Genomic DNA, 24632 nt, shown 5'->3' on the forward strand with positions numbered 1-24632 from the left:
GTCCCGCCAATGAGTTCCCTAGTCATGAGCACGGAAAAGGAGGGGCAATGGCAGAGGTGAAGGGTTATTCTACGGTCCAGATTATCCTGCACTGGGCCATTGCAGCGCTGGTGGTGTTCCAGCTCTTCGTCAACGAAGCGATGCAGATCGCATTCAATGAACGGCTTGATGGTGAGATCGGCGGCCAAACGCTGGGCGCGCTGCTGCACATCATCGTCGGGATGACAGTGTTGGTTCTCGCCGCCATACGCGTTTTTTTCCGCCTGCGCCGTGGCGCGCCGCCACCGCACAGCGCCAATCCTGCCATTCTCAACTGGCTCGGGGCGATTACGCACTTCCTGCTCTATGGCTTCATCTTTTTCATGCCGCTGACCGGAGCGATCGCGTGGTTCCTCGGGATCGAGCTGGCGGCAGAACTCCACGAGATTGGGCGGCTGGTCCTGATCCCGGCCATCGCCTTCCATGTCGTGGGGGCGCTGGTGGAGCATTTCGTGCTCCGCCGGGATTCGCTGACCCGCATGCTCAAGGCGACCGCTGACGGCTAAACCTTGTAGATGCGCTCCGCATTGCGGTGAAGAAGGCGCGACTGCTCGTCTGGGCTCGCGCCAGAGATGATGTCACGCGTTGCCTCGACCCAGCGGGTGAGCGAACCGGTGCGGGTGACGACGGGGTGGTCAGAGCCCCAGACGACGCGGTCCCAGCCAAAGCTCTCGATGACGTGCTCGACATAGGGGCGAATCGTGTCGACGGTCCAGTCGCGGCCGGAATAAGCGACGATCCCCGACACCTTGGCGTTGAGATTGGGCAGGCGCGCGAGGGCGCGGATGTTATCCCGCCAGGGATCGAGGCCTGTTCCGGTGACGTCGGGGACGCCGCAATGGTCCAGGATGAACGTGACATCGGGCGCACGCTCGACGAGCTTCTGACCAATGGGCAATTGGTCGGCGCGGACACACAGGTCGAAGCTGAGATCGTAGTCCGGCAGGTGGCGGATGTTCTCGATGAAGAGATCGGACTCGCTAAGGTCGTCTGGCGCTTCGTGAAGAATGCGTCGAACGCCTTTGACATGGGCAAATTCGCTCAGGCGCTCCACCTGGGCAACGAAGTCGGTGTGTTCCGGTCGGCAGGCGGCAATGGCACCGACAATGCGCGGCAGTCCGAGGACGAACTCGGTCTCGGGCAGCATGTCGGTTTCGGCGACGTCCACTTCCATGTGAAGGGCGGTTTCGATGCCGAGCGGCAATGCCTCATCGAAATAGGCTTCCAGCGGCCAGGGCCGGTTGATCTCCGGCGCATCGGCAAGCCAGGGATAGGAAAAACGGTTGGGATAGACGAGGTGCAGATGGGTGTCGAGAATGCGCATGTCCTTGAACTCCTCAGGCCCTAAAGGCTAGCCATCCAGCAGGGCGATGCATTCCTCATCATGGGTGACGCCCAGCTCTGCCAAGCCATGCCCCTCGGCGCTGGCATTGCCACCCATCTGCGCCATCAGCGTGTCGCGCTTGCGCATCAGGTCGAGATCGCGTTCTCCGGAGAGTGCCTTGGCTTCGTCGAAGGCCGTGTTGGCTCGCTCGTCATATTGGGCACCCGTCTCACCGTCCCCGTCGGCGCTGAGATAGCGCGCGGTGAGAGCATAGTAAGCGGCACATTCGATATATTTATCGGCGACGCCGTCGATGACGTCGGGTGAGGCTGGGGCCGTCGGCGCCTGCTGGCGTGTGGTTGCAATCACCATCCATACGAGAAGCACAAGCACCACAATGGGCGCGATGATCTTTCCGACCATGGCCTCTTCCCCTCCTTATTCCCTACAGTCTCTTCAATTGTGCAGAGGGTTTCGTCAAGCGTCGGCTTGCACTGGACCGCGCGAACCGCCAGACTTCGCAAAAGGCCTCAAGGCCTGTGGGGGGATGGAATGAGGGCCCGGCATATTGCCCTGGTGACGGGGTCGACCAGCGGAATCGGCTTGGCCGTCGCTCGGAAACTCGCGGCGATGGACTTTGACGTAGCTGTTCACGGATTTGAGTCCGATGAAGCGGTTGCGGACCAAATCCGCGCGCTGCAGGCACTGGGGGACGGTCGCATTCACTATGTGCGCGCCGATCTTACCGATTCAACGGCCAGTATTGGGCTCGTGCAGGAAGTGGTGCAGGCGCTGGGCGGGATCGACATTCTCGTCAACAATGCCGGCATCCAAAAGGTCTCGTCCATTGCAGATTTTGCTGAAGACGACTGGCAGCGGCTAATGGCGGTCAATCTCGATGCGGCGTTTCACGCCATGCGAGGTGCATTGCCGCATATGGTGGCCGGGGGCTGGGGGCGGATCATCAATGTTGCCTCGGCCCATGGGCTGCGGGCCTCGCCCTTCAAGTCCGCCTATGTGGCAGCGAAACATGGACTTGTGGGGCTGACCAAGACCGCAGCGCTGGAAGTGGCCGAGAAGGGGATCACGGTCAATGCCATCTGCCCAGGCTATGTTTGGACGCCGCTGGTGGCAAAACAAGTGGAAGACCAGGCAAGGGTCCACGGCATTAGCGAGGAGGAGGTGATCAGCCGGATCATCCTCGCGCCACAGCCGAGCAAGCAGTTTGTGCAGCCGGAGGAGATCGCCGAGCTCGTCGCCTATCTTTGCTCGGACTGGGCACGGTCCATTACCGGTGCCGCAATCGCCATCGACGGGGGATGGACGGCCAAATGATTTCTGGAGCGCAGCCGATGGACGGCGATGTCATGTTCAATCCGGATCCGCAGAGAGTTGCGGGCAGCGCAATGGCCCGGTTTGCCTCAGAAGCGGGACTTGCGCCGACAGACTATGACGGGCTTCACCGCTGGTCGGTGGACGAGGTGGAGGCGTTCCACTCCGCACTCTGGTCCGCATTCGACGTGGTCGGCCAACGCGGGGAGAGGGTTTATGTGCCGGGCGCCACGATCCGGGAGACGCGGTTCTTCCCCGATGCGGAGGTCAATTATGCGGAGAACCTGCTCCGCGAGGCCGATGACCGGCTGGCTATCATCGCCCATCGCGAGGACGGAACGCGCCGGACGCTAACGCGGGCCGGGCTTTACGGTCTGGTCTCGCGCATGGTGAAGGCGTTGCGCGCAGAGGGGATCGGGGTCGGCGACCGGGTGGCTGGGATCGTCACCAATGATATCGAGGCCATCGCGCTCTACCTCGCCAGTTCGGCCATCGGGGCAGTGTGGGCTTCGTGCTCGCCCGATTTCGGGCCGGCGGCTGCAGCGGACCGGCTCGGTCAGGTTGAGCCGAGCCTCTTGGTCGCCGTTCCCGGTTATGGCTATGGGGGCAAGCGCTTCGACACGACTGCGTCCATCAATGCCGTCGTCGCGGCAAGTGCGCCAAAGCGTGTCGTGCTCCTAGGCGCGGTGGAGGATCTGTCGGCCTATGAGGGGCCGGCGATCGCGCTCGACGATTGGCTGGTCCCGCACGCGGCAGGAGAAATCGACTTCTTGCGGCAGGGTTTCGATGCGCCGCACGCGATCCTCTTTTCGTCGGGCACGACGGGTAAGCCGAAGGGCATCGTGCATGGAGCGGGGCGCCTTTTGCTGCAGCATCTCAAGGAGCAGCAGCTCCATTGCGACGTGCGGGCAGGCGATCGCTTTTTCTATTACACCACCTGCGGCTGGATGATGTGGAACTGGCTGGTATCGGGCCTCGCCTCGGGCGCGACGCTGGTGACCTATGACGGCAATCCAGCCTTCCCGCACGCAGGACGGCTGGCTGACATCATCGACGCTGAGGAAATCGATGTTTTCGGGACCTCGGCGAAATTCATCGATGCCTGCAACAAGGCACGGCTACGGCCCCGGGATACGCATAGACTGGAAAATCTCCGAACCATCTTGTCCACCGGCTCGCCGCTGCTGCCGGACGGTTTCGACCACATCTATCGGGACTGGAAGCGCGATGTGCATCTGGCCTCAATCTCCGGAGGGACCGATATTTGCGCTTGTTTCCTGGGCGGGGTGCCGACATTGCCGGTGCGTCGGGGCGAGATGCAGGGTGCCATGCTGGGCATGGATGTGGCCGGGTTCGACCAGGCGGGAAAGCCCGTCGTCGCGGGAGCAGGTGAACTCGTCTGCCGCAACGCCCATCTCTCCATGCCTCTGGGCTTCTGGAATGATGCCGATGGTGCACGATATCGCGCCGCCTATTTCGAGCGCTTTGCGGGTGTGTGGACCCATGGAGACTATGTCGAGAAACGGCCCTCCGGCGGCTATGTGATCCATGGGCGCTCGGACGCGACGCTCAATCCGGGCGGCATCCGGATCGGCACGGCAGAAATCTACCGGCAGGTCGAGCCGATCCCGCAAATCCTCGAGGCCATCGCGGTGGGGCAGGACTGGCAGGGCGACCAGCGCATCATCCTGTTCGTGCGTCTGGCAGAAGGGGTGGTCCTCGACGATGCGCTCGTGAGCGAGATCAAGAGACGCATCCGCGCTGGCGCAACGCCCCGGCATGTGCCGGCAAAAATTCTCGCCGTGCCGGATATCCCGCGCACGCGATCGAACAAGATCGCCGAATTGGCGGTGCGCGATGCGGTCAATGGCAAGGCGCTGGAGAACAATCCAGGTCTCGCCAATCCCGAAGTGCTGCTGCACTTCAAGGATCGGCCAGAACTGGTGGACTGAGGGGGCCCTCAGTTCTTGCTGATGCGGCGACCACTCTGGCCGTCGAACACATAGGTCCTTTCAAGGGGTGCGGTGACCGAAAGGCGCGAGCCGGTCTCGATGTCCTCCTCGCTCGACACCAGCACCATTGTCGGCTGGCCTGAGAGGTCAAGGGTGACGAAGGTTTGTCCACCGGTGGGCTCGACAAAGGTGACCTCGCCCGACAGCGGGCCACTGCCGGCCTGGAAATGCTCGGGCCGTACACCGATAGTAACCTGTTGGCCGTCGCTGACTGCCTCCGCAGCATTGAACGCGAAGCTGAGGCCGCTGGCGGTGCGGGCGGAATTGCCCTCGATGGTGGCCTCGAAGAAGTTCATGGCCGGGGAGCCGATGAAGCCGGCGACGAACAGATTGGCCGGCCGGCGATAAAGCTCCATTGGCGAGCCTTCCTGCTGGATAACGCCGTGATTGAGCACCACTACGCGGTCGGAGAGAGTCATGGCCTCGACCTGATCATGCGTGACGTAGATCGAGGTGACACCGACCTTCTTGTGCAGCGCCTTGATCTCGGAGCGCATCTGCACACGCAGTTTTGCATCGAGATTGGACAGAGGTTCGTCGAACAGGAACACGGCGGGATCACGCACAACGGCACGGCCCATGGCCACGCGTTGGCGTTGACCACCGGACAGTTGGTTCGGCTTGCGTTCGAGCAGAGGCTCGAGTTCGAGCATGCGCGCCGCCTGACGGACGCGCTGGTCGATTTCGGCCTTTGGCTTTCCCGACAGTTCGAGGTTGAACGCCATGTTCTTGTAAACAGTCATGTGCGGGTAAAGCGCGTAGGACTGGAACACCATGGCGATGTTGCGCTCTCGCGGGGTGAGGTCATTGACCACGCGGTCGCCGATGATGATGTCGCCCCCCGAGATGTCCTCGAGCCCCGCAACCATGCGGAGGATCGTCGATTTGCCGCAACCGGACGGACCGACCAGGGCGACGAATTCTCCGTCTTCCACGGACAAGTCGATGCCTTCGATGACCGAGACGGCACCATAGCTCTTGGCGATGTTTCTGAGTTCAAGACCAGCCATTTGCAGTGCTCCTGGGTCTATTTGACGGCGCCGGCGGTCAGGCCAGCGATGATGTGTTTCTGCGCCGCAAAGAAGACGATCACGGTGGGCAGGATGGTGAGGGTGATGAAGGCCAGGATCAGCTGCCAATCAGTCGAGAACTCGCCGCGATAGACCATGATGCCGAGCGGCCAGGGATATTTGCTCTCGGAGTTGAGCATGATGAGCGGCAGGATGTAGCTGTTCCAGGAGCCGACGAAGGAGATGATACCCACGGTGGCGATGATCGGCCGGGAGAGCGGCAGGGTAATGCTCCAGAAGAACCGCAGATATCCGGCCCCGTCGACAAAGGCGGCGTCGAAGAGCTCGCTGGGGAGATTACGAAAGAAATTGCGGAACAGCAGCACCGACATGCCGAGCCCGAAGGCGACCTGCGGCAGGACAACCCCCCAATAGGTGTCCAGCAGCCCCAGATCGCGGATGCGGATGAACAGCGGCAGGATGGCGGTTGCCGCCGGGAACATCAGCCCGATGAGGAAGTAGTTCAAAAGGAAACCCGAGCCGAAGAACTTCACATGGGCGAAGGTGAACGCGGTCATGGCCGAGAGCGAAAGGGTGAGGAAGACCGTCAGGGCGGCGATGAGCAGGGAATTGCCCATCTGCAGCCAGTAGCGTTGGCTGAAGAGAATGTCGCCGTAATTGCTCCATTGCCAGTTGGCCGGCAAACCGAAGGGATTGCCCCGCAATTCGCCGAGAGTCTTGAAGCCCCCCAGGGCCGTACTCAGCAGCGGAATGATGATGATCGCGGTCAGGATCGTCAGGCTTATATAGAGATAGACCTTGGTGGGCAGGCGCTCGCTGCGCCCGCCGCCGGCGGTGGCTGCGTCGATGGGTGCGGTTGTCTCAGTCATTTTTCATGAAGATCCGCTTGTAGCTGAAGGCGAGGACGACGCAGATGACGAAGAGCACGACACCAACGGCCGAGCCGAAGCCGACCTGCATGCGCATGACGCCGAAGCTGTAAAGGAAGGTAACAAGGGTCTGGGTGGAGTTGGACGGACCGCCGCCGGTCAACGGCATGATCATGTCGAACAACTGGAGCGAGCCGATGACGGCAAAGAACACCGAAAGACGGACCGTCGAGCCCAGCATGGGCAGGGTGACACGGTAGAATTTCTGCCAGCCTGTGGCCCCGTCGATATCGGCCGCCTCGAGCACGCTCTTATCGATGGACTGCAGGCCCGCCACGAAGAGCATCATGTGAAAGCCGAAATACTTCCAGACGATGACGCCGAGCACAGCGTAAAAGGCAACCTGGCGGTCGGCCAGCCAGAACGGGGCTTCCATTCCCAGGGACGTAAAGAGCCCACCCACGAGACCAAACTGTCCGTCATAGACAAAGCGCCAGATCATGCCTGCGGCCACGTCTGCCAGGACATAGGGTAAGAAGAACAGGAGGCGGAACATCACCGCGCCTTTGATCCGGTGCGTCACCATGGTGGCGATCCAGAGGGCGAGCGGGATTTGGATGACGATGGAGACGAGGATGATCAGCCCATTGTTGATCAGGGCCTGGCGAAACGCGCCATTGTTGAAGATCAGCTCGTAATTCTTGGTGCCGACCCATTGGGTGGGCAAGCCATAGCCATTCCAGTTGTAGAAAGAATACCAGGCGGCTTCGCCCATGGGCAGGATGACGAAGACGGTAAAGAGCAGCAGGGCCGGTGGCAGAAACAGCACCAGGACGGGCAGGGTGCCGCGGACGTGACGTTTGCTGCGACGGGCAACTGCCGGCGCGCGGGTAGCGAGCGGGGGTGCGGCGGCGAGCGAACTGGTTTGGCTCATGGATCAGTCTCCCGGGGCGGGTCAGGCGCGAGGAGCGGCCTCGCCTGATTGAGGCGAGGCCGCACCGGACTACATCTCGAGCGAGAAGGCGTCCTGGATCTGCTGGACGGCATCTTCCGCGGAGATCTGGCCGGCGGCCAGTTCGGCGGACATGTCGTTGACCACGCGGCCCACATTGGGACCCAGATCCTGGTCGAGGTAGTTCTGGTGCCAGGTGGCCTTGGCCTTCTGGGCCGCGGCCTCTGCCATGGACGGATCCTTGACGCCGACTTCTGCACCGATCGTGGTGGGAAGAATGGCGTTGCGTTCGGCTACGATTGCCTGGTTTTCAGGGTTGGTGAAGAATTTGAGAAATTCTTCAGTCTCGGGTGGCGCATTGGCTGTGACGACCCAGCCGTTGATGCCGCCGAAATCGTCGGTGATCAGGCCCGGAGCACCTTCAACGACGGGGAACGGGAACCGGCCAATGTTGCTCTGCTCAAGTCCCTTGCCATCTGTTGCCGCGCCGCCTTGGATGGTGGGCGTTGCGGTGTTTTCGAAGCCCAGCACGATGGCTGCACGGCCATCGGCAAAAGTTGCCATCGCATCGGGCCAGGTGGCGCCAAGATAGCCGGGCTGGAAGGGTTCGAGCGCGCCCAGTTCGATGAGCTTTTCGCTGGCGCGGACAAAGCCTTCGCCGGCAAAACCTTCGCCGCCCTTGGCTGCCGCAAAGCCGTCCTGGCCGACTTCGCGCATGGCCAGGTAGGACCAGTAGAAATGCAGCGGCCATTTATCGCCACCACCGCCAGCGATGGGGTTGATCCCGGCCGCCTTGAGGGTATTGACCGCCTCGAGGAAGTCGTCCCAGGTCGCGATGGCCGTGCCATCGACGCCGGCCTGATCGAAGAGTTCCTTGTTGTAGAAGAAAGAGACGACGCCGGACTGAACCGGAGCGGCCCAGACCTTGCCATCAAAGGTCATGCCGTCGACGGCAGCCTTGTTGATGGAATTGCGCCACGCGCCGTTATCGGCGTCCATGGCAGGGGTGATGTCGCGGAGAGCGCCCGTGGCAATCTGGGCTTCGAGCACGCCGCCGGCCCAGGTGTAGAACATGGACGGCGCTTCGCTCGACTGAAGCAGCGTCGGCAACTTGGCCTTGTAGGCTTCGTTTTCTAGGAACTGGAATTCGATCTTGACGTCAGGGTGCTCCGCTTCATAGGCGGCGGCGATTTCCTGCCAGGTCGCGAGGCGGCCAGCGTTGGTCTCCAGGTGCAGCCATTTGATGACAGATTGTGCCGAGGCCGAAGAAACTCCGGCCATCAAGGCAACAGCGCTGAGGGCAATAGCTAGCCTATGCCGCGCAAGGCGGCCAATAATAGTGTTCATGTAGTCCTCCCACCGGACATTTTTGTCCTGATTGCAAATTAATTAGTGCGCTTTGCTGAGAAACTGTCAAGGGGGTGGAGTAATTGCGAGCGTTTTGCTCGCTCAACCCCTTGTGTGAGGTCGGTCGGATGTGCCAATAAGCCAGTAATTAATCCGCCATGCTGATAAAATGAGCGGTGGGAGGTACGGGGCTTTGGCATGAAGACAGCCGATCCCGAATTGATGCGTGCGATCAATCGGTTCCATGTGCTCGATACGATCCGGCGTGCCGGCTCGATTTCCCGTGTGGAGATCGGCGAGCGTACGCAATTGTCGGCCACGACGATTTCCGCCATCACCGCGTCGCTGCTCGACGATGCGCTGATCACGCCTCGACACGAGGGTGATCTGCGCGATGGAGCCGGACGCGGACGGCCACGCGTCATGCTGACCCTCAACGCCTCGGCTGCGCGGGTTGTTGGTGCCAAGATCGCGCCAAATGGCCTCGTGTTCGTGGTCACCGATTTTCAGGGCGATATCCTTGCGAGCCTCACGCTGCCGGTACGCGTGGATCGTCTGCCCCTGCCGGTATTTGCCGATCTGGTCGAAGACGGTGTGCGCCGCTGTGTGCTCGACGCGGGGCTTGGTCTTGCGGATGTGACGTCGGTGGCGCTGGCTGTTCCGGGGATCGTCGAACATGGCTCCGGGCGGGTGCGGTCGAGCTCGATTTTCCGCGATCGCGACGTGCCGCTGGCAAGCTTCCTGGCCGAACGTCTGGGCGTGGCAACCATTGCCGAGAGCGATGCCAACGCCATAACCATGGCCCAGCACTGGTTCGGAAGAGCGCGCGATTGCGACGATTTCGTGCTTGTTTCGGTGGAGGACGCGCTGGGTCTCGGCGTGATGCATAACGGGCAATTGTTCCGGGGTGCGCGTGAATTGAGCCTCGATCTCGGACACATGATGATGGGTGTTTCGACCGCCCAGTCCGAGCAACTCGCCGATATTGCCAGCGAGAAGGCCATATTGTCCGGAGAGCATGCCGATTTGCGGCTTCGCGAAGCCATGCGCGTCGGGCGTGGGATGAGCCATGTGCGCCGATTGCTGGCGGATGGCGACGACATGTTTGCAGCAGCAGCGAGCCGGGCAGGCGAGGCATTGGGGATTGCCATTGCCAATCTTGCAGGCTTGTTCGCGCCGCCGCGAGTGATCCTTGTCGGATCGAGCCTTGCGCTTGGTCGGGGACTGATCGAGCCGCTTCAGGCCTCTTTCGCGCGGTCTCTGGCCGAACCGCTGCGCGAGGTGACGCAGATCGTCATCGAGGAGGCCGGTGACGAGGTCTGGGCGCGCGGCGCGGCCGCCGTGGCGCTGAGTGAACTTTATGGATCACCTTGGAGCACGACCGGACCGGCGCTCCGCAAGGATCCATGAGACAAAGGAATTAGGTGAGGAGATCGTGATGCGCAAAGTTGGCATCGGTATAGTTGGCCTAGGCAATATTTCAGCTGCTTATCTCAAGGCGGCACAGAACTTTCCCATTCTGGACATAAAGGGCGTAGCGGACCTCAATCCGGCCGCAGCGGAAGCACGCGCGGCAGAATTCGGCGTCAAGGCTGTGTCGATGGATGCGATTTTCGAAGATCCGGAAATCGAGATCATTCTCAATCTGACCATTCCCAAGGCTCACGTCGAGGTCGGCCTGCGTGCCATCGCAGCGGGCAAGAATGTCTATTCGGAAAAGCCCCTCGGTGTCGTCTTTGCCGAAGGCAAGAAACTGATCGAGGCGGCCAAGGCGAAAAATCTGCGCGTCGGTTCGGCTCCCGATACATTCCTTGGCGGATCGCACCAGAGCGCCCGGCATATTGTCGATAGTGGCAAGCTCGGCCAGGTGGTCGGCGGCACGGCCTATTTCATGTGCCCAGGCCACGAGCGCTGGCATCCAAGCCCAGGCTTTTATTACGAAGCCGGCGGCGGCCCGATGCTCGATATGGGACCCTATTACATCACCGATCTCGTCAATCTGCTCGGCCCTGTCGCACGGGTATCGGGCTTCGGCTCCATGCTGCGTACGACCCGCACGATCACCGCCAAGGAGCGCAATGGCGAGGTAATCCCTGTTCATGTGCCCACCCATGTGTCGGGCACCCTGCAGTTTGCCAATGGCGCGCTGGTGCAGGTCACGATGAGCTTTGACGTTGCCGGCCACAAACATGTACCGCTTGAAATCTACGGGACCGAAGGCACGCTGATCGTGCCCGACCCGAACCATTTCGGTGGTCAGATCCAATATCTCGAAAAGGGCGGCGAATGGGCTGATGTCGACACCGACCAGCCTTATGCCGACGGCAATTACCGCTCGATCGGGCTGGCGGACATGGCTCATGCGGTTGCCGAAAACCGGCCGCATCGCTGCAATGGCGATCTGGCCTTGCATGTGCTGGAGGTGATGGAGGCTTTCCAGCGCTCTGCCGAGAGCGGCAAGGTTGTGGAGATCACAACGCCGGTCGAACGGCCGGCACCACTGTCCCAATCATTGCGCGAGGGGCGGCTACAATAGTTATGGTAGAGGAGAAAAAGATGCGTGAGGCGCTGATCGTCTGGGGTGGCTGGAGTGGGCACGAGCCCGAGCAATGCGCCGTAATCATCAAGTCGATGCTCGAGGAGGACGGTTTCAAGGTCTATGTGGAAAATACCACCGAGGCCTTTGCCGATCCTACCATTCACGATCTCAGCCTGATCGTGCCGATCTTCACCATGAGCAAGATCGAGAAGGAAGAGCTTTCCAACCTCACAGCGGCAGTAGCCGGCGGTGTGGGCCTTGGCGGCTATCACGGCGGTATGGGCGACGCGTTCCGCGATGCGGTCGACTATCAGTTCATGGTGGGGGGGCAGTGGGTGGCCCATCCCGGCAATGTCATCGACTATCGCGTCGATGTGACCCGGTCGGACGATCCGATCATGGAGGGGATCGAGAGCTTCCCCTACACCTCCGAGCAATATTACATGCATGTGGACCCATCCAACGAGGTGTTGGCGACCACGACATTCACCGGCGAACATGCCTATTGGATCGATGGGGTGACCATGCCCGTGGTGTGGAAACGCAAGCACGGCAAGGGGCGGGTGTTCTATTCCTCGCTCGGCCATGTCTCGAAGGAATTCGAAGTGCCGCAGATGCGAACCATCCTGCGGCGCGGACTCAACTGGGCAGCGCGGTAGCAACTCCGCACCAAGACAGAAGATCAAGCGGGGCGGTCCAATTGGATCGCCCTTTGCATTGTATCCCGGTGCTGCGAATACCCCGTTGACAATCACCGCTGCCAAGATCAAAAATTTGATCGTCTGGTCAAATTTGTGGCCGAGAGGGGAGAGCGGGGGAACAATGGAATTCGGCATCACCTTCAAGGGATTCATCGAGGCGGATCGCGCCCGTTATCTGGTCCGCGCGGCTGAATATGCCGGCTTTTCCTATTGCTGGTTCTATGACAGCCATATTTTGTGGCGCGATTGCTATGCCGCCATCGCCATGTGCATGGAGCACACCACCGACATGCGGTTCGGGCCGCTGGTGACCAATCCCGATGTGCGTGATTGGTCGGTCGCCGCCTCCACTTTTGGCTCGCTCTCCAAACAGAGCGGCGGGCGGTTCGACCTGGCTGTGGGGCGCGGCGACAGCTCGATGCGCGTCATGGGCAAGAAGCCGGCAACACTGGCGCGGGTGGCCGACTTCATCGACAAGACTAAGGCCATGGTGCGTGGCGAAGAAGTCAGTTACGGCGAAATCCCGGCGGCGGTGAAATTTCCCTGGGCCGTCGGCCACGAGATGCCGAGCTGGATTGCCGCCTATGGCCCGCTTGCGCTGAAGACGGCCGGCGAGCACGCCGATGGCGTCGTATTGCAGATTGCCGATCCGGGGCTTTGCAAATGGTTTACCGATCAGTGCATCGAGGCCGGCAAAGCCGCGGGCAAGGACATGTCCAATTATCGTTCCATGGCCGCTGCGCCGGCCTATTTTGGCGACAAGAAGCGCGCCATCGAAAAGGTAAAGTGGTTTCCGGCCATGGTGGGCAATCATGTCGCCGACATCGTCGAGAAATACGGCAGTGACAGCGATAAGGTGCCGGCGAGCCTGACCAGCTATATCGAAAAGCGCCGGGGTTACGATTATTCCAAGCACGGCCAGGCCGATAATCCCTATCTCGATTTCATCACCGACGATGTGGTGGAGAGTTTTTGCGTGCTCGGCGAGCCTGAAGACCATATCGCCAAGGTGCGCGACCTCGAGGCGGCCGGCGTGACCCAGTTCAACATTTATCTCGATAGCGGCGACGAAGAGGAAATCATCGCCAATTACGGACGGCATGTGATCCCGGCGTTTCGGTAGGGGCGGACGCATTCTGTGGCTCACGATGGCCGCGGCAAACTGAATATGTCCCTCCCCCTGGATAGGGGGAGGTTAGGTGGGGGTGGAGCCCACCGCGCTTCGGAGGAGACCTTGGAAAATGCGCTTCGGGTACAAGGCTTCGGCCGAGCAATTCGCCCCGGGCAAGCTGATGCAGTTTGCCATCAAGGCAGAAGAAGCGGGCTTTGACTCGGTCTTCGTCTCCGATCATTTCCAGCCCTGGAAGCACACGGACGGTCACGCCCCGTTTGCGCCGGCCTGGATGGCGGCCGTACTGGCGCGGACCGAGAGGCTGGTGCTGGGCACATCGGTGCTGACGCCGACATTCCGGCTGCACCCGTCCGTCGTGGCGCATGCGTTCGGCACATTGGGCGCCATGTTCCCCGGGCGAGTCATCCTCGGCGTTGGAACCGGCGAGTCGCTCAACGAAGTGCCGGCAACCGGCATGGAATGGCCCGAGCTCAAGGAGCGGTCGGCGCGCCTGCGCGAGGCCGTTAAACTCATTCGCCAGTTGTGGACCGAGGATCGCGTCAGCTTTGAGGGTCAATATTACAAGACCGTCAACGCCACGATCTACGACAAGCCGGATAAGCCCGTGCCGATCTATATCGCTGCCGGCGGCCCTCTCAACGCCAAATATGCCGGGCGCGAGGGCGACGGGTTCATCTGCACGTCGGGAAAGGGCGCAGAGCTTTATGTCGATCAATTATTGCCCAATGTCGCGACAGGACGGGCGGAGTCGGGGCGGGAGGCGAAGCCGTTCGAGCGCATGATCGAGGTAAAGGTGTCGTTCGACACTGATGCCGAGCGCGCGCTGAACGATACGCGACACTGGGCGGCGCTGTCGCTTTCTGCCGAGGAAAAGCACTCAGTCGAGGACCCGGCAGAGATGGAACGGTTGGCTGCGGCCCTGCCGATCGAGCGGGTGGCCAAGCGATGGATCGTCTCGAGCGACCCGGACGAGCATGTCGCTGCCATCAAGACCTATATCGACTATGGCTTCGACCATCTGGTGTTCCATGCGCCGGGCCCCGATCAAAGCCGGTTCCTCTCCCTCTACGCAAAGGATATCCTGCCCAGACTGCGGTCGATCACGGGGGCGGTGTGATGCCTCGATTTTCTGTCTGGGGGTTGGAAGGCATTCCTGAAATCGTGGCGGGTGATGACCTCGTCGCACTGATTGGGGATGCGCTCGAGGCCTCGGCAGGTGCGGACGCGGAAAGCACTCTTCGCGACGGCGACATTCTCGTGGTCACCAGCAAGATAGTTTCCAAGGCCGAGGGCATGCAGGTGCCGGCCAGCGAGCGCGAAAAGGCCATTGCGGACGACACTGTGCGCGTCGTGGCCGAGCGGGTGCATCCGGGCGGGATCATGAAGATCGTCGAAACGCGGCAAGGGCTGATCATGGCGGCGGCCGGGATCGACATGTCCAATGTTCCCGAAGGGGTAGCGCTGCGCCTGCCGGCGGATCCGGATCATTCGGCACGGGCTTTGTGCGCGGGCCTGCGCCAGCGTTTTGGGGTCAATATCGGCGTCATCATCACCGACACGATCGGGCGAGCCTGGCGCGTGGGGCAGACGGACCAGGCTATCGGTGCGGCAGGGCTCACACTGACCGACGATCTGCGCGGGGCAAACGACGCCAACGGGCGGCCCTTGCATGTCACCGTGGCGGTCGTGGCCGACGAAATCGCCGGGGCGGCCGATCTCGTCAAGGGCAAGACCAGCGGCATTCCCGTGGCTGTGGTGCGCGGGCTTGGGCGGCTTGTCCGCGACCTCGAGGCTCCCGGCGCGCGCAGTCTTACCCGTGTCGGAGACGACGATATGTTCCGTTTTGGGTCCGCGGAGGCTTATCGCCTGGGCTATCAGGCGGCCATGGCCGAGATGGCCGAGGAGCGCGCGACCACCGCCGCAAAGCAGCGGCAGGATTGAAAGCCATGCGTACCCTTGTGACCCTGATTGCGCTGTTCGGTTTTGGCCATGCCGTGGAGGCGGCGACGGACTATCCCCTGATCGTGGAAAACTGCGGATTGTCGGTACAGTTCGACGGCCCGCCGCAGCGGGTGGTGACGATCAAGTCTACCGCCACGGAACTGCTCCTCGCCCTCGGGCTGGGTGAACGCATTGTCGGTGTCGGCTTTCAGGACGGCCCGGTGCCCCAAGAGTTCGCAGGACAGGGTCTCGCCGTTCTGTCGGAAAAACTCCCGTCCCAGGAGGTGGTTCTCGAGGCCGAGCCGGATCTCGTCTATGGCGGCTGGGAAAGCAATTTTGCAGCCGATGGCGCGGGAGAGCGGGCGACATTGGCGCAATTGGGCGTCGCCAGTTATGTCGCCCCGGCGGCCTGCAGGTCAGTGAAGCCGCCCAAGCTCGATTTCGAAGGTCTGTTTGCCGAAATGGCGGAGATGGGCGCTATTTTCGACGTATCGGAGGCGGCCGAAACTCTGGTCGGCCAACAACGTGAATTGCTGGCGGGGACGCCCGCCGACACGCGCGGACTGCGTGCGGTCTGGTATTCTTCCGGCACCAAGGCTCCCTATGTGGGCGCCGGAAACAATGCGCCGGGCATGATCATGGAGGCCTTGGGCCTGCGCAACATTTTCGCCGATATCGACGACGGATGGATAGCGGCAAGCTGGGAAGCCATTGTCGATGCCAATCCCGATGTGGTCGTGCTGGTCGATGCGGCGTGGAACTCGGCCGATCAGAAGCGAAAGCTCCTTGCCGAAAACCCCATCACGCGAGAACTCGATGCGGTGATCCACCAACGTTATCTCGTCGTGCCATTCCCGGCGGGGGAGGCGGGCGTGCGCAATGTGCCCGCGGTCGTCGACATGGCGGCGCAATTGCAGGCGCTGGATTTTTCGCAGTGAGGCTGGGGCTCGGCGGTTCGCGTCTCCGCCATATGTCGTGATCATGACGGCTCCCTTGCGGCTATCCTCCTTTGTCGCTCTTTGCGCGCTGCTGATTTGCAGTGCGCTGATTGCGGTCACGCTCGGTCCTGCCGATATCTCGACCGGTGAAGCCTGGTCCATCGTTCTCCATCATCTCGGTTTGGTGCCGGAGAGCCCGGTCAGCCGGTTGCGCGACGCGATTGTCTGGGAATTGCGGCTGCCACGCGTCATGGTCGCGAGCGGCGTGGGGGCCGGGTTGGCCCTCGCCGGTGCGGTGATGCAGGCGTTGACCCGCAATCCGCTGGCAGACCCCTATCTCCTGGGGCTCTCTTCCGGCGCAGCGCTCGGGGCCGTGACGATGTTGCTGAGCGGGGCGGCCCTGCTCATGCCCATCGGTGCGTTCTTCGGAGCGCTCTTTGCGCTGGGGCTGGCGCTTGGGATTGCGCAGCTTCTGGGTGGAGCGACGCCATCCCGTGCCATTCTTTCCGGCATATGCATCTCCGCGCTGGCCTCTGCAGCTACGTCCTTTCTCATCTTCTGGTCTTCGACCGGCGACAGCTATCGCGAAATTCTCGCCTGGCTCATGGGCTCGCTCAGCGGATCATTGTGGAGCGATGTGGCGCTGGTGGCGGGTGCATTGGCCCTCTGTTCGCCGGTTGTCCTCTACTCCGCTCGTGCGCTTGATGCCTTCGTTTTCGGGGACGTATCGGCAGCGAGCCTTGGCATCGACGTCAGCCGCCTGCGCTGGATATTGCTGGTGGCTACCGCGCTGCTCACAGGCATCATGGTCGCCATCGGCGGAGCCATCGGCTTTGTCGGCCTTGTCGTGCCGCATGCGGTACGGCTGGCGACTGGAGCGCGGCACCGTGTGCTGTTGCCCTGGTCAATGGTGGTCGGCGCGATCGTCATGCTGTGGGCCGATACGGCGGCGCGAACCCTGTTCGATCCGCGCGAATTGCCGGTGGGGATCGTCACCGCGCTGGTCGGGGCCCCGATCTTTTTCTTCGTGCTGATGCGCTACAGGCGCGTCACATGAACGGGCTGATCGTCGACGTCCTGACCATGAAGGCAGGTGGCAAGACGATCGTGGGTGGCGCATCGCTTCGTGCCGACGCAGGGGCGATCACCGGGCTGGTGGGGCCGAATGGCGCCGGAAAATCGACGCTGTTGTCAGGTTTGCTGGGGCTTCGCCCCATCGTTTCGGGTTCTGCGCGGTTCGAGGGTAGTGACCTCTTGGCGATGCCGCGCCGCCAGCGGGCCCAAATTTGTGCCTATGTCGAGCAATCCGCCAGCACCGAGGAGCGGCTGACCGTTGCCGACGTGGTAGGGCTTGGCCGCATCCCGTTCCAGTCGATCTGGCAGCAGACCGACGGGGAGGAGGCGATCGTCGGCCAGGCACTGGCTGATGTCGGGTTGGCCGGTCTCGCACCGCGCCTTTATACGACGCTTTCAGGAGGAGAGCGGCAGAGAGTGCAATTGGCGCGGGCCCTCGCCCAACAGCCGCGGCTACTGGTTCTCGACGAGCCGACGAGCCATCTCGATATCCATGCCCAGATCGAGGTCCTGGATCTTCTTCGGCGGACTGCCGCTGCGGGAACGACGGTCGTCATCGCGTTGCACGATCTTAACCTCGCCATGCGCTATTGCGACCGGCTTGCGGTGATGCAATCCGGCCATGTCGTGGCCGAGGGAATGCCCGATGCGGTGCTGACAACCGAACTTCTGGGCGAGGTGTATGGCGTGGCGGCGCGACGGATCGAGGATCCGCTGAGCGGGCGTCCGGTCATCGTCTTTGACGGTACCGTTGTCCGGTGACGGTCAATCGCAATGCGGTCCGTTAGCCTGCCGTCCGCAGGGCGGTGCTTGCGTGGCTTTGGGTTTTGTCTTCCATGCGGCGTTCGAACTCGGCCAAAGTCACCGGTTTGCCGTAGAGGTATCCTTGGAACTGCACGCAGCCGGCGCTGGCCAACAGGGCGTGTTGCTGCTCGGTTTCGACGCCCTCGGCAAGGACGTGCTGGCCAAGGTCACGGCCGATGCGGATGACATTTTCGGCCAGAGAGGCGCTGCGGGCGGATTTGACGGCGTCCTGGACAAAGCCGCGGTCGATCTTGAGCTGCTGGATGGGCAGCCGGCGGAGATAGGCCAGTGACGAATATCCCGTACCGAAATCGTCGAGGGAAACGGTAATGCCAAGCCCATGCAGGGCTTCGAGCTTGCCGACGACCAATTCCATCTCGGTCATCAGCACGCTCTCGGTCAACTCGAGGATGAGCCTGCGCGGGTCGGCGCCGGTGGAGGCAAGCACCTTGCGCACCAGGGGCTCGAAATCCTTGTGCAGAAGCTGTCTGGCGCTGACATTGACGGACAGGGTCAGGTGGCTGAAATCGGGGTGCCGGTTCCATTCGGCCAGCGTCCTGCAGCCTTTTTCCAGCACCCAGCCGCCAATGCGGACCATGAGTCCGGACCGTTCGGCCTCGGGGATGAAGTCGGCGGGGGACACCATTCCACGCTGTGGACTGTTCCAGCGGAGGAGGGCTTCTGCCCCGATCGTCGTGCGGTCCCGATTGACCTGGGGCTGGTAGACAAGCTGGAATTCGTCGTTCCAGAGGGCCGCCATCAGATCGCGGCTCAACTCGCCCATCCGGGAAAACTCGGCCTGCATCGCATAGACACAGGCGCAGAGCATCAAAACGGCGATGATGGTGTTGACCCAGCTGCCGATGACCCGGACGGAATCTGGAACCGGCATGGCCATCGGTGTCGGCAGGGGTGAGCTGGCCAGCGCGATGAAGCTCAGGAGCCCAATGACGATCAGGGCGAACTGCGCCCTCGACGGTTGGCGCCGGTAGTTGAGATAGCCCAGTACCGCGATGACGAGCAGGTAAAGATGAGAGACGCGCGGCGCCTCGGCGTTCGGCACGTCGAGAAGCAATCCAATAGTTCCGGCCAGCAGGATCAGCGCCGTCTGGGAGATGAGAAGCCCAATATTGAGGCGTCCGCGACGAATGAGGAGATAGCTGAGAAGGCCGATGGCAATGAGCAGAATGTCCATCGCCACGACGGGCCACCAGCCGATGGAGGCAAAGACAACGGCCCAGCCCAGTCCAATCGCGACAAGCGCCAGGGAGCCGTATTGATAGGCAACGACAAGTCTTCTTGAATGCTGGCTGTTCAGCGCCGACGTCGACGCTCGCAAGGTGTCGGTCATGGATGCTCCGGCATGGCGCCATGCCAGCCATAGGGAGATCAATAAGCGATGGCGTCCTAAAGATGCGTGTTCAACGATGGCTGATTCGGACCAAATCCTCGTTTTGGATGAACTGGTTGAGGATCGGTTAAAGTCTTGGCCGGGTTGCCGGGAAGAGTGGCTCTCTTGCTGCGAGGCGTGAATATCTGCATCACGATGGGTGGATCGACTCTCGGCAAAATCCATGGTTCGATCGCTCGCTGAAAAGTGACTACGCAACCAGATCACGTTTTCGGGCGTTAAGCTTGGGTCCGGCGCTCGGGCCGGCATAACCTTATGGGGGTCAGTATGGACGAAACAGGCATTGGTTGGCTCGCAGCGATCATTATCGGCGGTCTCGCCGGCTGGATCGCTTCCAGCATCATGAAGACCAATACTGGGATTTTCCTCAATATCGTATTGGGCATTGTCGGCGCCGCCATCGCCAGCTTTCTGTTCGGCATTCTCGGAATCTCGTTCGGCGGTTGGTTCGGCTATCTGATCGCGGGCCTTGTGGGTGCTTGCATCCTCATTGCGATCGTCAGGGCCGTTCGAAGATAGGCACGTCTAAATGCCCCAAGACAATGCGGCCGACAGCATTGAAGCTGCCGGCCGATTTTTTTGTCCGAAGCCTATGATTTCAGGCGTTTTTCTCCGGCTTCGATGCGAGTGGGCAGGACGTTCTCCGCCGGCGGCAGCGGACAAACGGCGTGTTCGGTGAAGGCGCAGGGCGGGTTGATGGCCTTGTTGAAGTCGAGCACGATGGTCTTGTCGGTGACGTTTTCGCCGAAGACGAAGCGCGAGGCTGGATAGGTGCTGTCGCGCGAGGTGGCGTCGCGGATGACGAATTGCGGGGATTCCGGCGTGCCGTGTGTCGCGAGCAGTTCATAGGTGATGCCGTCGCGGGTGAAGACGGCCTTGTGGGTCGCCTCGACATCGGTCGGGATCGACTTGGATGTGTCGACGGTGAGGCCCTTGGGCGTCTCCAGCGCGACCCAGTCAGCGGTGATGCGCCAGCTTTCGTCGAGGGGGAAATACTCGATTGGTGCCAACTGGTTAGGCGCGTCCGAAGTCGTGTCGCGAATGCGCACTGCGTTCTCGCCATTGAGCGTCGTCACTTCAAGCAAGAGATTTTCGGCCATGAAGCGGGGTGGCTTGTACTTGGCCAGTTCGAGCTTTTGCGGCTCACCGCCTTCGGGCGTCCAGGTGACATTGCCCTCAGCGTCCTGAGTGAGGCTGCCGGCATAGTCGGGGCCAGCGGAGAGGACGATGTCATTGTCGCCGGCCTTGCCCAGGGTGACGGTGCCTTCGGCCAGCCAGACGCGGGCGATAATGTTGAGCCAGCCTTCGGGCGCCTTGAGGGCGGCGAGGCGGCGGGCCTGCCAATCGGCATATTCGGTGGCGTAGTCGGTCATGATTGAGCCTCGTTCAGGGTCAGGCGCGGCACGCTGGCGAGCAGGCGCTGCGTATAGGGATGTTGCGGGGATTTCAGGATGTTAGCCGTCTCGCCAGCCTCCACGATACGGCCCTTCTCGAGGATGACCATGCGCTTGCAGAGAGCGGCGACGACGGCGATGTCGTGGGAGACGAAGAGGAGGCTCATGGTGCTGCTAAGTCGCGCCAGGAGCTCGACAATTCGCACCTTGGTGGTGAGATCGAGGGCGCTGACGGCTTCGTCGGCGAGGAGGAGCCTAGGGCCGGGAACGATGGCCCGGGCGATGGCGATGCGCTGGCGCTGGCCGCCGGAGAACTGGTGCGGATAGCGGCTGGCGACGTCGGCGGGCAGGCCGACATGGTCGAGCGCCTCGGCCACCATTTTTGCGTGGTGGCCGGGAATCTTCAATGATTTCAAAGGCTCGGCGATGATCGAGTAGATGGTCTGGCGCGGATCGAGCGAGGAATAGGGGTCCTGGAAGACCACCTGCGCTTGCCGCCGGTAGTGCCGCATGAACGCGGAACTGCGCGGGTCGAGGGGGGCGCCGTCGAAGGTGATTTCGCCGCTGTCGGGACGGGCGAGGCCGAGGAGAAGACGGAGCAGGGTGGTCTTGCCCGAGCCGGATTCGCCAACAAGACCAATGGTTTCGCCCGGCTCGATGGAAAACGAGACCTTGTCCAGGATGGGTCGACTGGCTGTGTAGGCGAAGCTGACATTGTCCAGGGAAACGAGACTCATTTCTGCCCCTCCAGCGCCGCGTCGAACTGCCGGGCAGCGGTGAGGAGGCTCCGCGTGTAGTCGTGCCGGGGGCGGGTGAAAACCTCTTCGACCGCGCCCGCTTCGACGGCTTCGCCCTGGCGCAAGACTATGATCTTGTTGACACTATTGGCTACGACCGGGAGGTCGTGGCTGATGAAGAGCAGGGCCATATTGCGGTCGCGGACGAGCCTGTCGAGCAGGGCGAGGATCTCGGCCTGGGTGGTGACATCAAGGGCGGTGGTGGGCTCGTCGGCAATGAGAAGGTCGGGGCGACAGGCCAGCGCCATGGCGATGGCGACGCGCTGGCGCTGTCCGCCGGAGAGCTCATGCGGGTAGGAACGGGCAACGCGTTCGTGCTCACCAAGTGCCACTTCGGTTAGCAGACTGTTAACGTTTAGAGTCAGCTCGTGTGAATCGAGCGACTGGCCATCGCGGCGGGCGCGACGGGCCAAAGGTTCTGCAATCTGGCGGCCGACACGCATGAGCGGGTCGAGCGCGGTGAGGGGTTCCTGGAAGACGATGGCGGCGGCCGTTCCCCGCAGGCGGTCGAGCTGGCGGTCGGGGGTGCCGATGATTTCCTGGCCGGCGAGATGGACGGAGCCGGTCGGTATGATCCCCGATGGGAGTAAACCGGTGATGGCGAGGGAGGTCAGTGATTTTCCCGAGCCGGACTCGCCGATGAGGCCGAGGCGTTCGCCCTTCTCCAGAGTGAAGGAGAGGTTGGACACGAGTGCCTTGCTGCCGGCGTGGACGGAGAGGTTTTCAACCTTGAGCAGGCTCATTTTGCGCGCCTCGTCGGATCGATGGTTTCGCGCAGGCCGTCGGCAAGGAGATTGACGCCGATGGCGAGGGAGACCAGGGCAAGTCCGGGCACGATGGCGCCGAGCGGGGCGGTGTAGACCGTGCCCTGGGCTTCCTGCAGCATGCGGCCCCATGAGGCATTGGGCGGCGGGGCGCCGAGGCCGAGATAGGAGAGCGAGGCCTCGGCAATGACAGCGAGGCCGAACTGCAGGGCAAAATTGACCGACAGGGTCGGCCAGATATTGGGCAGGATGTGGATGGCGACGATCTTTGGCCATGAGCTGCCCGAGGTGCGGGCGGCGGTAATATAGTCCATCACCAGCACCCGCTTGGCGAGAATGCGGGTAAGCCGGGCGACGATGGCCGAAAGGGCGATGCCAAGGGCCAGGGTTGCCGACCAGAGGCTTGCCGTGTCGCTGGCGGCCACGACCAGCATGGCGATCAGCAATGTTGGGAAGGCGATGAGAATATCGAGCGCTGCGGCCAGCGCGTCGTCGAGCCAATTACTGGCGAAAGCGGCGAGAATGCCGAGGGTGACGCCGATGACAGCGCCGATGGCGACCGCGCTCAGGCCGACGATGAGGGCAATGCGGCTGCCGATCATCAGCTGGGTGAAGAGATCGCGGCCCAAGCGGTCGGTGCCGATCCAGTGCAGGGCGCTTGGCCCTTCAAGGCGCATGCCGACCATGCCGGTCGGCTCATAAGGGAGCCAGACCATCGACACTAGGCCGGTGAGGACATGGATGCCGACGAGAATGAGGCCGGCCCAGAGGGTGAGGGAAAAGCGGCGCGATGAATTTGTGCTGACGGCGATGGTCATGCCGAGGCCCTCGTGCGGCCGCGCAAGCGCGGATCGACCAGGCGCTGGGCGATGTCGGCGGCAAAGCCGATGAGCAGGACCAGCAGAGTGGAGACGAAGAGCACGCCCTGAACATTGGGATAATCGCGCTGCTGGATGGCGAGCAGCAGCATGGAGCCAAGGCCGGGCAGCGAGAAGACGCGCTCGATGACGACGGCGCCGAGGAAGGTGCTGGCAAGCTCGATGCCGAGGATGGAAATGACCGGGACCGCGCCATTGCGGAGGCCATGGCGGAGGAGGGCTTCGGGGAAGCTGGCGCCCAGCGCCCGGGCGGTGCGCAGATAATCGCTGCCGAGCACGTCGAGCGTGGCGGCGCGGACATAGCGCAAGAGCGAGGCGCCCATGACGAGGCCAATGGTGAGGGACGGCAGGATCATACCGATGGCCGCCTCGCCAAAATTGCTCCAGCCGCGCAGGGGGAAGCCACCCGAGGGCAACCAGCGCAGATTGATGGCAAAGAGGGTGACAAGGAGGATGCCGAGCCAGAAGACGGGGATGGCAATGCCGAGCTGGGAGATGACGGAGACGGCGGTGCCATACCATTTGTCGGAGCGGACGGCGGCGAGAATGCCGAGGGGGATGGCGAGGATGAGCGCGAGCATGAAGCCGAAGAAGGTCAGCGGCAGGGTGACCGACATGCGGTTGCCGATTTCCTCGAGGACCGAGGCGCGGCTGACAAAGGAGGTGCCGAGATCGAGCCGGGCGAGATTGCCTACGAAACTGACGAATTGGACATAGAGCGGCTGATCGGAGCCGACCTGGGCGCGGGCGGCGGCGATCTGCTGTTCGGTGGCGCCGACGCCGAGCAGGGCATTGGCCGGGTCGCCGGGGAGCAGGCGCAGCAGCACGAAAAGCACCACGGCTGCGAGGAACAGCGAGGCGACAAGGATCAGGGTTCGTCGAATGAGATAGGCGAGAATTGGGGTGGTTCCTTGCGCATTGGTTTGCGCAGAATAGCGGGGTGATGGGTGCAAAGCCATCGGGGGTGGGGCGGTGGGCACAGGGTTTGTAGGTTTTGGGTTGGTCCGTTGATCGAGCGCGTTGCGCACCCCACCCCGGCCCTCCCCGTCAAGGGGAGGGAGGCAGATCGCGTTTGGGGCGCGATCCTGTTGATCACACCGGCAGATATTCTCCTCCTTGAGGGGAGGGCTGGGGAGGGGGCTTGTGATCCGCTCGCCTTGGCATCGTGGCTTGCCGAGAGGCCCTCGGGTCGAGCCCGAGGGAAGCTGGGGGCACGTCTGGGGCCGGTGGTTGCGGAGAGAACCCCCACCTGGCCTCCCCCTGAGAAGGGGGAGGGATCGGCCGGTGGCTTACAGGCGTCTCAGCATACTCGATGGGTCCCTCCCCCAGGAGAGGGGGAGGTTAGGAGGGGGT

Annotated in this window: 25 protein-coding genes; 13 read left to right on the forward strand and 12 right to left on the reverse strand. The window is 62.3% G+C overall.

The features are described from left to right. The first annotated feature begins 47 nt into the window (after positions 1–47). A complete protein-coding gene (locus N0P34_RS04915; protein ID WP_275605897.1) occupies positions 48–545 on the forward strand; it encodes a cytochrome b/b6 domain-containing protein in 498 nt (165 codons plus the stop codon). Here N0P34_RS04915 and N0P34_RS04920 read toward each other — a convergent pair. Together N0P34_RS04920 and N0P34_RS04925 are read right to left on the reverse strand one after the other, a co-directional pair. After that, positions 542–1363: an amidohydrolase gene (locus tag N0P34_RS04920; protein ID WP_275605898.1), complete on the reverse strand. Its 822-nt coding sequence runs from the start codon at positions 1361–1363 to the stop codon at positions 542–544. The two genes, N0P34_RS04915 and N0P34_RS04920, sit on opposite strands and share 4 nt — an antisense overlap. A gap of 27 nt (positions 1364–1390) precedes the next feature. Beyond that, complete coding sequence (locus tag N0P34_RS04925) at positions 1391–1786, reverse strand: hypothetical protein (RefSeq protein WP_275605899.1); 396 nt, start codon at positions 1784–1786, stop codon at positions 1391–1393. A gap of 129 nt (positions 1787–1915) precedes the next feature. Here N0P34_RS04925 and N0P34_RS04930 point away from each other — a divergent pair, with 129 nt between their 5' ends. Continuing rightward, entirely contained in the window at positions 1916–2698 is a 783-nt protein-coding gene (locus N0P34_RS04930; RefSeq protein WP_275605900.1) for a 3-hydroxybutyrate dehydrogenase, read from the forward strand. After that, a complete protein-coding gene (locus tag N0P34_RS04935; RefSeq protein ID WP_275605901.1) occupies positions 2695–4647 on the forward strand; it encodes an acetoacetate--CoA ligase in 1953 nt (650 codons plus the stop codon). The genes N0P34_RS04930 and N0P34_RS04935 overlap by 4 nt, the downstream gene beginning before the upstream one ends. Before the next feature lie 8 nt (positions 4648–4655). On the opposite strand, the gene ugpC is transcribed toward N0P34_RS04935, so the two are convergent. The 4 genes from ugpC to N0P34_RS04955 form a co-directional block, all read right to left on the reverse strand. After that, positions 4656–5717 carry a sn-glycerol-3-phosphate ABC transporter ATP-binding protein UgpC gene (ugpC, locus tag N0P34_RS04940; protein WP_275605902.1) on the reverse strand — a complete coding sequence of 354 codons (1062 nt, stop codon included), beginning with the start codon at positions 5715–5717 and terminating at the stop codon, positions 4656–4658. Between the two features lie 17 nt (positions 5718–5734). After that, positions 5735–6607, reverse strand: coding sequence for a carbohydrate ABC transporter permease (locus N0P34_RS04945; protein WP_275605903.1), 873 nt, complete (start codon positions 6605–6607; stop codon positions 5735–5737). Next, positions 6600–7541, reverse strand: coding sequence for a sugar ABC transporter permease (locus tag N0P34_RS04950; RefSeq protein ID WP_275605904.1), 942 nt, complete (start codon positions 7539–7541; stop codon positions 6600–6602). Before N0P34_RS04950 ends, N0P34_RS04945 begins: the two co-directional genes overlap by 8 nt. Before the next feature lie 69 nt (positions 7542–7610). After that, positions 7611–8906 (reverse strand): extracellular solute-binding protein, encoded by a 1296-nt coding sequence (locus N0P34_RS04955; protein WP_275605905.1) that lies wholly within the window; start codon positions 8904–8906, stop codon positions 7611–7613. A gap of 198 nt (positions 8907–9104) precedes the next feature. On the opposite strand from N0P34_RS04955, the gene N0P34_RS04960 reads away from it, so the two are divergent. The 9 genes from N0P34_RS04960 (at position 9105) to N0P34_RS05000 (ending at position 17993) form a co-directional block, all read left to right on the forward strand. Continuing rightward, on the forward strand, positions 9105–10316 hold the full coding sequence (locus N0P34_RS04960) for an ROK family transcriptional regulator (protein WP_275605906.1): 1212 nt from the start codon (positions 9105–9107) through the stop codon (positions 10314–10316). Positions 10317–10344: 28 nt separating this feature from the next. Then, a complete protein-coding gene (locus tag N0P34_RS04965; RefSeq protein ID WP_275605907.1) occupies positions 10345–11442 on the forward strand; it encodes a Gfo/Idh/MocA family oxidoreductase in 1098 nt (365 codons plus the stop codon). A 20-nt stretch (positions 11443–11462) separates the two neighbouring features. Next, on the forward strand, positions 11463–12104 hold the full coding sequence (locus N0P34_RS04970; RefSeq protein ID WP_275605908.1) for a ThuA domain-containing protein: 642 nt from the start codon (positions 11463–11465) through the stop codon (positions 12102–12104). Between the two features lie 163 nt (positions 12105–12267). Beyond that, positions 12268–13269: a TIGR03842 family LLM class F420-dependent oxidoreductase gene (locus N0P34_RS04975; RefSeq protein ID WP_275605909.1), complete on the forward strand. Its 1002-nt coding sequence runs from the start codon at positions 12268–12270 to the stop codon at positions 13267–13269. A gap of 118 nt (positions 13270–13387) precedes the next feature. Beyond that, positions 13388–14395 (forward strand): glucose-6-phosphate dehydrogenase (coenzyme-F420), encoded by a 1008-nt coding sequence (fgd, locus tag N0P34_RS04980; RefSeq protein WP_275605910.1) that lies wholly within the window; start codon positions 13388–13390, stop codon positions 14393–14395. Then, positions 14395–15219 (forward strand): coenzyme F420-0:L-glutamate ligase, encoded by an 825-nt coding sequence (cofE, locus tag N0P34_RS04985; protein WP_275605911.1) that lies wholly within the window; start codon positions 14395–14397, stop codon positions 15217–15219. The genes fgd and cofE overlap by 1 nt, the downstream gene beginning before the upstream one ends. 5 nt (positions 15220–15224) lie before the next feature. After that, positions 15225–16157, forward strand: a complete 933-nt coding sequence (locus N0P34_RS04990; RefSeq protein WP_275605912.1) for a putative F420-0 ABC transporter substrate-binding protein — start codon at positions 15225–15227, stop codon at positions 16155–16157. A gap of 43 nt (positions 16158–16200) precedes the next feature. Beyond that, entirely contained in the window at positions 16201–17214 is a 1014-nt protein-coding gene (locus N0P34_RS04995; RefSeq protein WP_275605913.1) for a putative F420-0 ABC transporter permease subunit, read from the forward strand. Beyond that, positions 17211–17993 carry an ABC transporter ATP-binding protein gene (locus N0P34_RS05000; RefSeq protein ID WP_275605914.1) on the forward strand — a complete coding sequence of 261 codons (783 nt, stop codon included), beginning with the start codon at positions 17211–17213 and terminating at the stop codon, positions 17991–17993. The genes N0P34_RS04995 and N0P34_RS05000 overlap by 4 nt, the downstream gene beginning before the upstream one ends. A 22-nt stretch (positions 17994–18015) precedes the next feature. Here N0P34_RS05000 and N0P34_RS05005 read toward each other — a convergent pair whose 3' ends face one another. Next, positions 18016–19386 (reverse strand): EAL domain-containing protein, encoded by a 1371-nt coding sequence (locus tag N0P34_RS05005; RefSeq protein WP_275605915.1) that lies wholly within the window; start codon positions 19384–19386, stop codon positions 18016–18018. A 327-nt stretch (positions 19387–19713) separates the two neighbouring features. On the opposite strand from N0P34_RS05005, the gene N0P34_RS05010 reads away from it, so the two are divergent. Then, positions 19714–19965 carry a GlsB/YeaQ/YmgE family stress response membrane protein gene (locus tag N0P34_RS05010; RefSeq protein WP_275605916.1) on the forward strand — a complete coding sequence of 84 codons (252 nt, stop codon included), beginning with the start codon at positions 19714–19716 and terminating at the stop codon, positions 19963–19965. A 71-nt stretch (positions 19966–20036) separates the two neighbouring features. On the opposite strand, the gene N0P34_RS05015 is transcribed toward N0P34_RS05010, so the two are convergent. From N0P34_RS05015 to N0P34_RS05035, 5 genes are read right to left on the reverse strand one after another with little or no spacing between them, the layout of a single operon-like run. Beyond that, positions 20037–20819 carry a DUF1684 domain-containing protein gene (locus tag N0P34_RS05015; protein WP_275605917.1) on the reverse strand — a complete coding sequence of 261 codons (783 nt, stop codon included), beginning with the start codon at positions 20817–20819 and terminating at the stop codon, positions 20037–20039. Beyond that, positions 20816–21577 (reverse strand): ATP-binding cassette domain-containing protein, encoded by a 762-nt coding sequence (locus N0P34_RS05020; protein WP_275605918.1) that lies wholly within the window; start codon positions 21575–21577, stop codon positions 20816–20818. The genes N0P34_RS05015 and N0P34_RS05020 overlap by 4 nt, the downstream gene beginning before the upstream one ends. Further along, positions 21574–22380, reverse strand: coding sequence for an ABC transporter ATP-binding protein (locus N0P34_RS05025; RefSeq protein ID WP_275605919.1), 807 nt, complete (start codon positions 22378–22380; stop codon positions 21574–21576). Before N0P34_RS05025 ends, N0P34_RS05020 begins: the two co-directional genes overlap by 4 nt. Further along, on the reverse strand, positions 22377–23219 hold the full coding sequence (locus tag N0P34_RS05030) for an ABC transporter permease (protein WP_275605920.1): 843 nt from the start codon (positions 23217–23219) through the stop codon (positions 22377–22379). The genes N0P34_RS05025 and N0P34_RS05030 overlap by 4 nt, the downstream gene beginning before the upstream one ends. Continuing rightward, positions 23216–24238, reverse strand: a complete 1023-nt coding sequence (locus N0P34_RS05035) for an ABC transporter permease (RefSeq protein WP_275605921.1) — start codon at positions 24236–24238, stop codon at positions 23216–23218. Before N0P34_RS05035 ends, N0P34_RS05030 begins: the two co-directional genes overlap by 4 nt. Positions 24239–24632 lie beyond the last annotated feature (394 nt).

Origin of the sequence: Devosia sp. FJ2-5-3 (assembly GCF_029201545.1) — a bacterium.
In the GTDB taxonomy this organism is placed as follows: Bacteria; Pseudomonadota; Alphaproteobacteria; order Rhizobiales; family Devosiaceae; genus Devosia.

Bases quoted from the DNA above. Each gene is read 5' to 3' on its own strand.
- N0P34_RS04915 (WP_275605897.1), top strand. From the start codon at position 48: ATGGCAGAGGTGAAGGGTTATTCTACGGTCCAGATTATCCTGCACTGG.
- N0P34_RS04920 (WP_275605898.1), bottom strand. From the start codon at position 1,363: ATGCGCATTCTCGACACCCATCTGCACCTCGTCTATCCCAACCGTTTT.
- N0P34_RS04925 (WP_275605899.1), bottom strand. From the start codon at position 1,786: ATGGTCGGAAAGATCATCGCGCCCATTGTGGTGCTTGTGCTTCTCGTA.
- N0P34_RS04930 (WP_275605900.1), top strand. From the start codon at position 1,916: ATGAGGGCCCGGCATATTGCCCTGGTGACGGGGTCGACCAGCGGAATC.
- N0P34_RS04935 (WP_275605901.1), top strand. From the start codon at position 2,695: ATGATTTCTGGAGCGCAGCCGATGGACGGCGATGTCATGTTCAATCCG.
- ugpC (WP_275605902.1), bottom strand. From the start codon at position 5,717: ATGGCTGGTCTTGAACTCAGAAACATCGCCAAGAGCTATGGTGCCGTC.
- N0P34_RS04945 (WP_275605903.1), bottom strand. From the start codon at position 6,607: ATGACTGAGACAACCGCACCCATCGACGCAGCCACCGCCGGCGGCGGG.
- N0P34_RS04950 (WP_275605904.1), bottom strand. From the start codon at position 7,541: ATGAGCCAAACCAGTTCGCTCGCCGCCGCACCCCCGCTCGCTACCCGC.
- N0P34_RS04955 (WP_275605905.1), bottom strand. From the start codon at position 8,906: ATGAACACTATTATTGGCCGCCTTGCGCGGCATAGGCTAGCTATTGCC.
- N0P34_RS04960 (WP_275605906.1), top strand. From the start codon at position 9,105: ATGAAGACAGCCGATCCCGAATTGATGCGTGCGATCAATCGGTTCCAT.
- N0P34_RS04965 (WP_275605907.1), top strand. From the start codon at position 10,345: ATGCGCAAAGTTGGCATCGGTATAGTTGGCCTAGGCAATATTTCAGCT.
- N0P34_RS04970 (WP_275605908.1), top strand. From the start codon at position 11,463: ATGCGTGAGGCGCTGATCGTCTGGGGTGGCTGGAGTGGGCACGAGCCC.
- N0P34_RS04975 (WP_275605909.1), top strand. From the start codon at position 12,268: ATGGAATTCGGCATCACCTTCAAGGGATTCATCGAGGCGGATCGCGCC.
- fgd (WP_275605910.1), top strand. From the start codon at position 13,388: ATGCGCTTCGGGTACAAGGCTTCGGCCGAGCAATTCGCCCCGGGCAAG.
- cofE (WP_275605911.1), top strand. From the start codon at position 14,395: ATGCCTCGATTTTCTGTCTGGGGGTTGGAAGGCATTCCTGAAATCGTG.
- N0P34_RS04990 (WP_275605912.1), top strand. From the start codon at position 15,225: ATGCGTACCCTTGTGACCCTGATTGCGCTGTTCGGTTTTGGCCATGCC.
- N0P34_RS04995 (WP_275605913.1), top strand. From the start codon at position 16,201: ATGACGGCTCCCTTGCGGCTATCCTCCTTTGTCGCTCTTTGCGCGCTG.
- N0P34_RS05000 (WP_275605914.1), top strand. From the start codon at position 17,211: ATGAACGGGCTGATCGTCGACGTCCTGACCATGAAGGCAGGTGGCAAG.
- N0P34_RS05005 (WP_275605915.1), bottom strand. From the start codon at position 19,386: ATGACCGACACCTTGCGAGCGTCGACGTCGGCGCTGAACAGCCAGCAT.
- N0P34_RS05010 (WP_275605916.1), top strand. From the start codon at position 19,714: ATGGACGAAACAGGCATTGGTTGGCTCGCAGCGATCATTATCGGCGGT.
- N0P34_RS05015 (WP_275605917.1), bottom strand. From the start codon at position 20,819: ATGACCGACTACGCCACCGAATATGCCGATTGGCAGGCCCGCCGCCTC.
- N0P34_RS05020 (WP_275605918.1), bottom strand. From the start codon at position 21,577: ATGAGTCTCGTTTCCCTGGACAATGTCAGCTTCGCCTACACAGCCAGT.
- N0P34_RS05025 (WP_275605919.1), bottom strand. From the start codon at position 22,380: ATGAGCCTGCTCAAGGTTGAAAACCTCTCCGTCCACGCCGGCAGCAAG.
- N0P34_RS05030 (WP_275605920.1), bottom strand. From the start codon at position 23,219: ATGACCATCGCCGTCAGCACAAATTCATCGCGCCGCTTTTCCCTCACC.
- N0P34_RS05035 (WP_275605921.1), bottom strand. From the start codon at position 24,238: ATGGCTTTGCACCCATCACCCCGCTATTCTGCGCAAACCAATGCGCAA.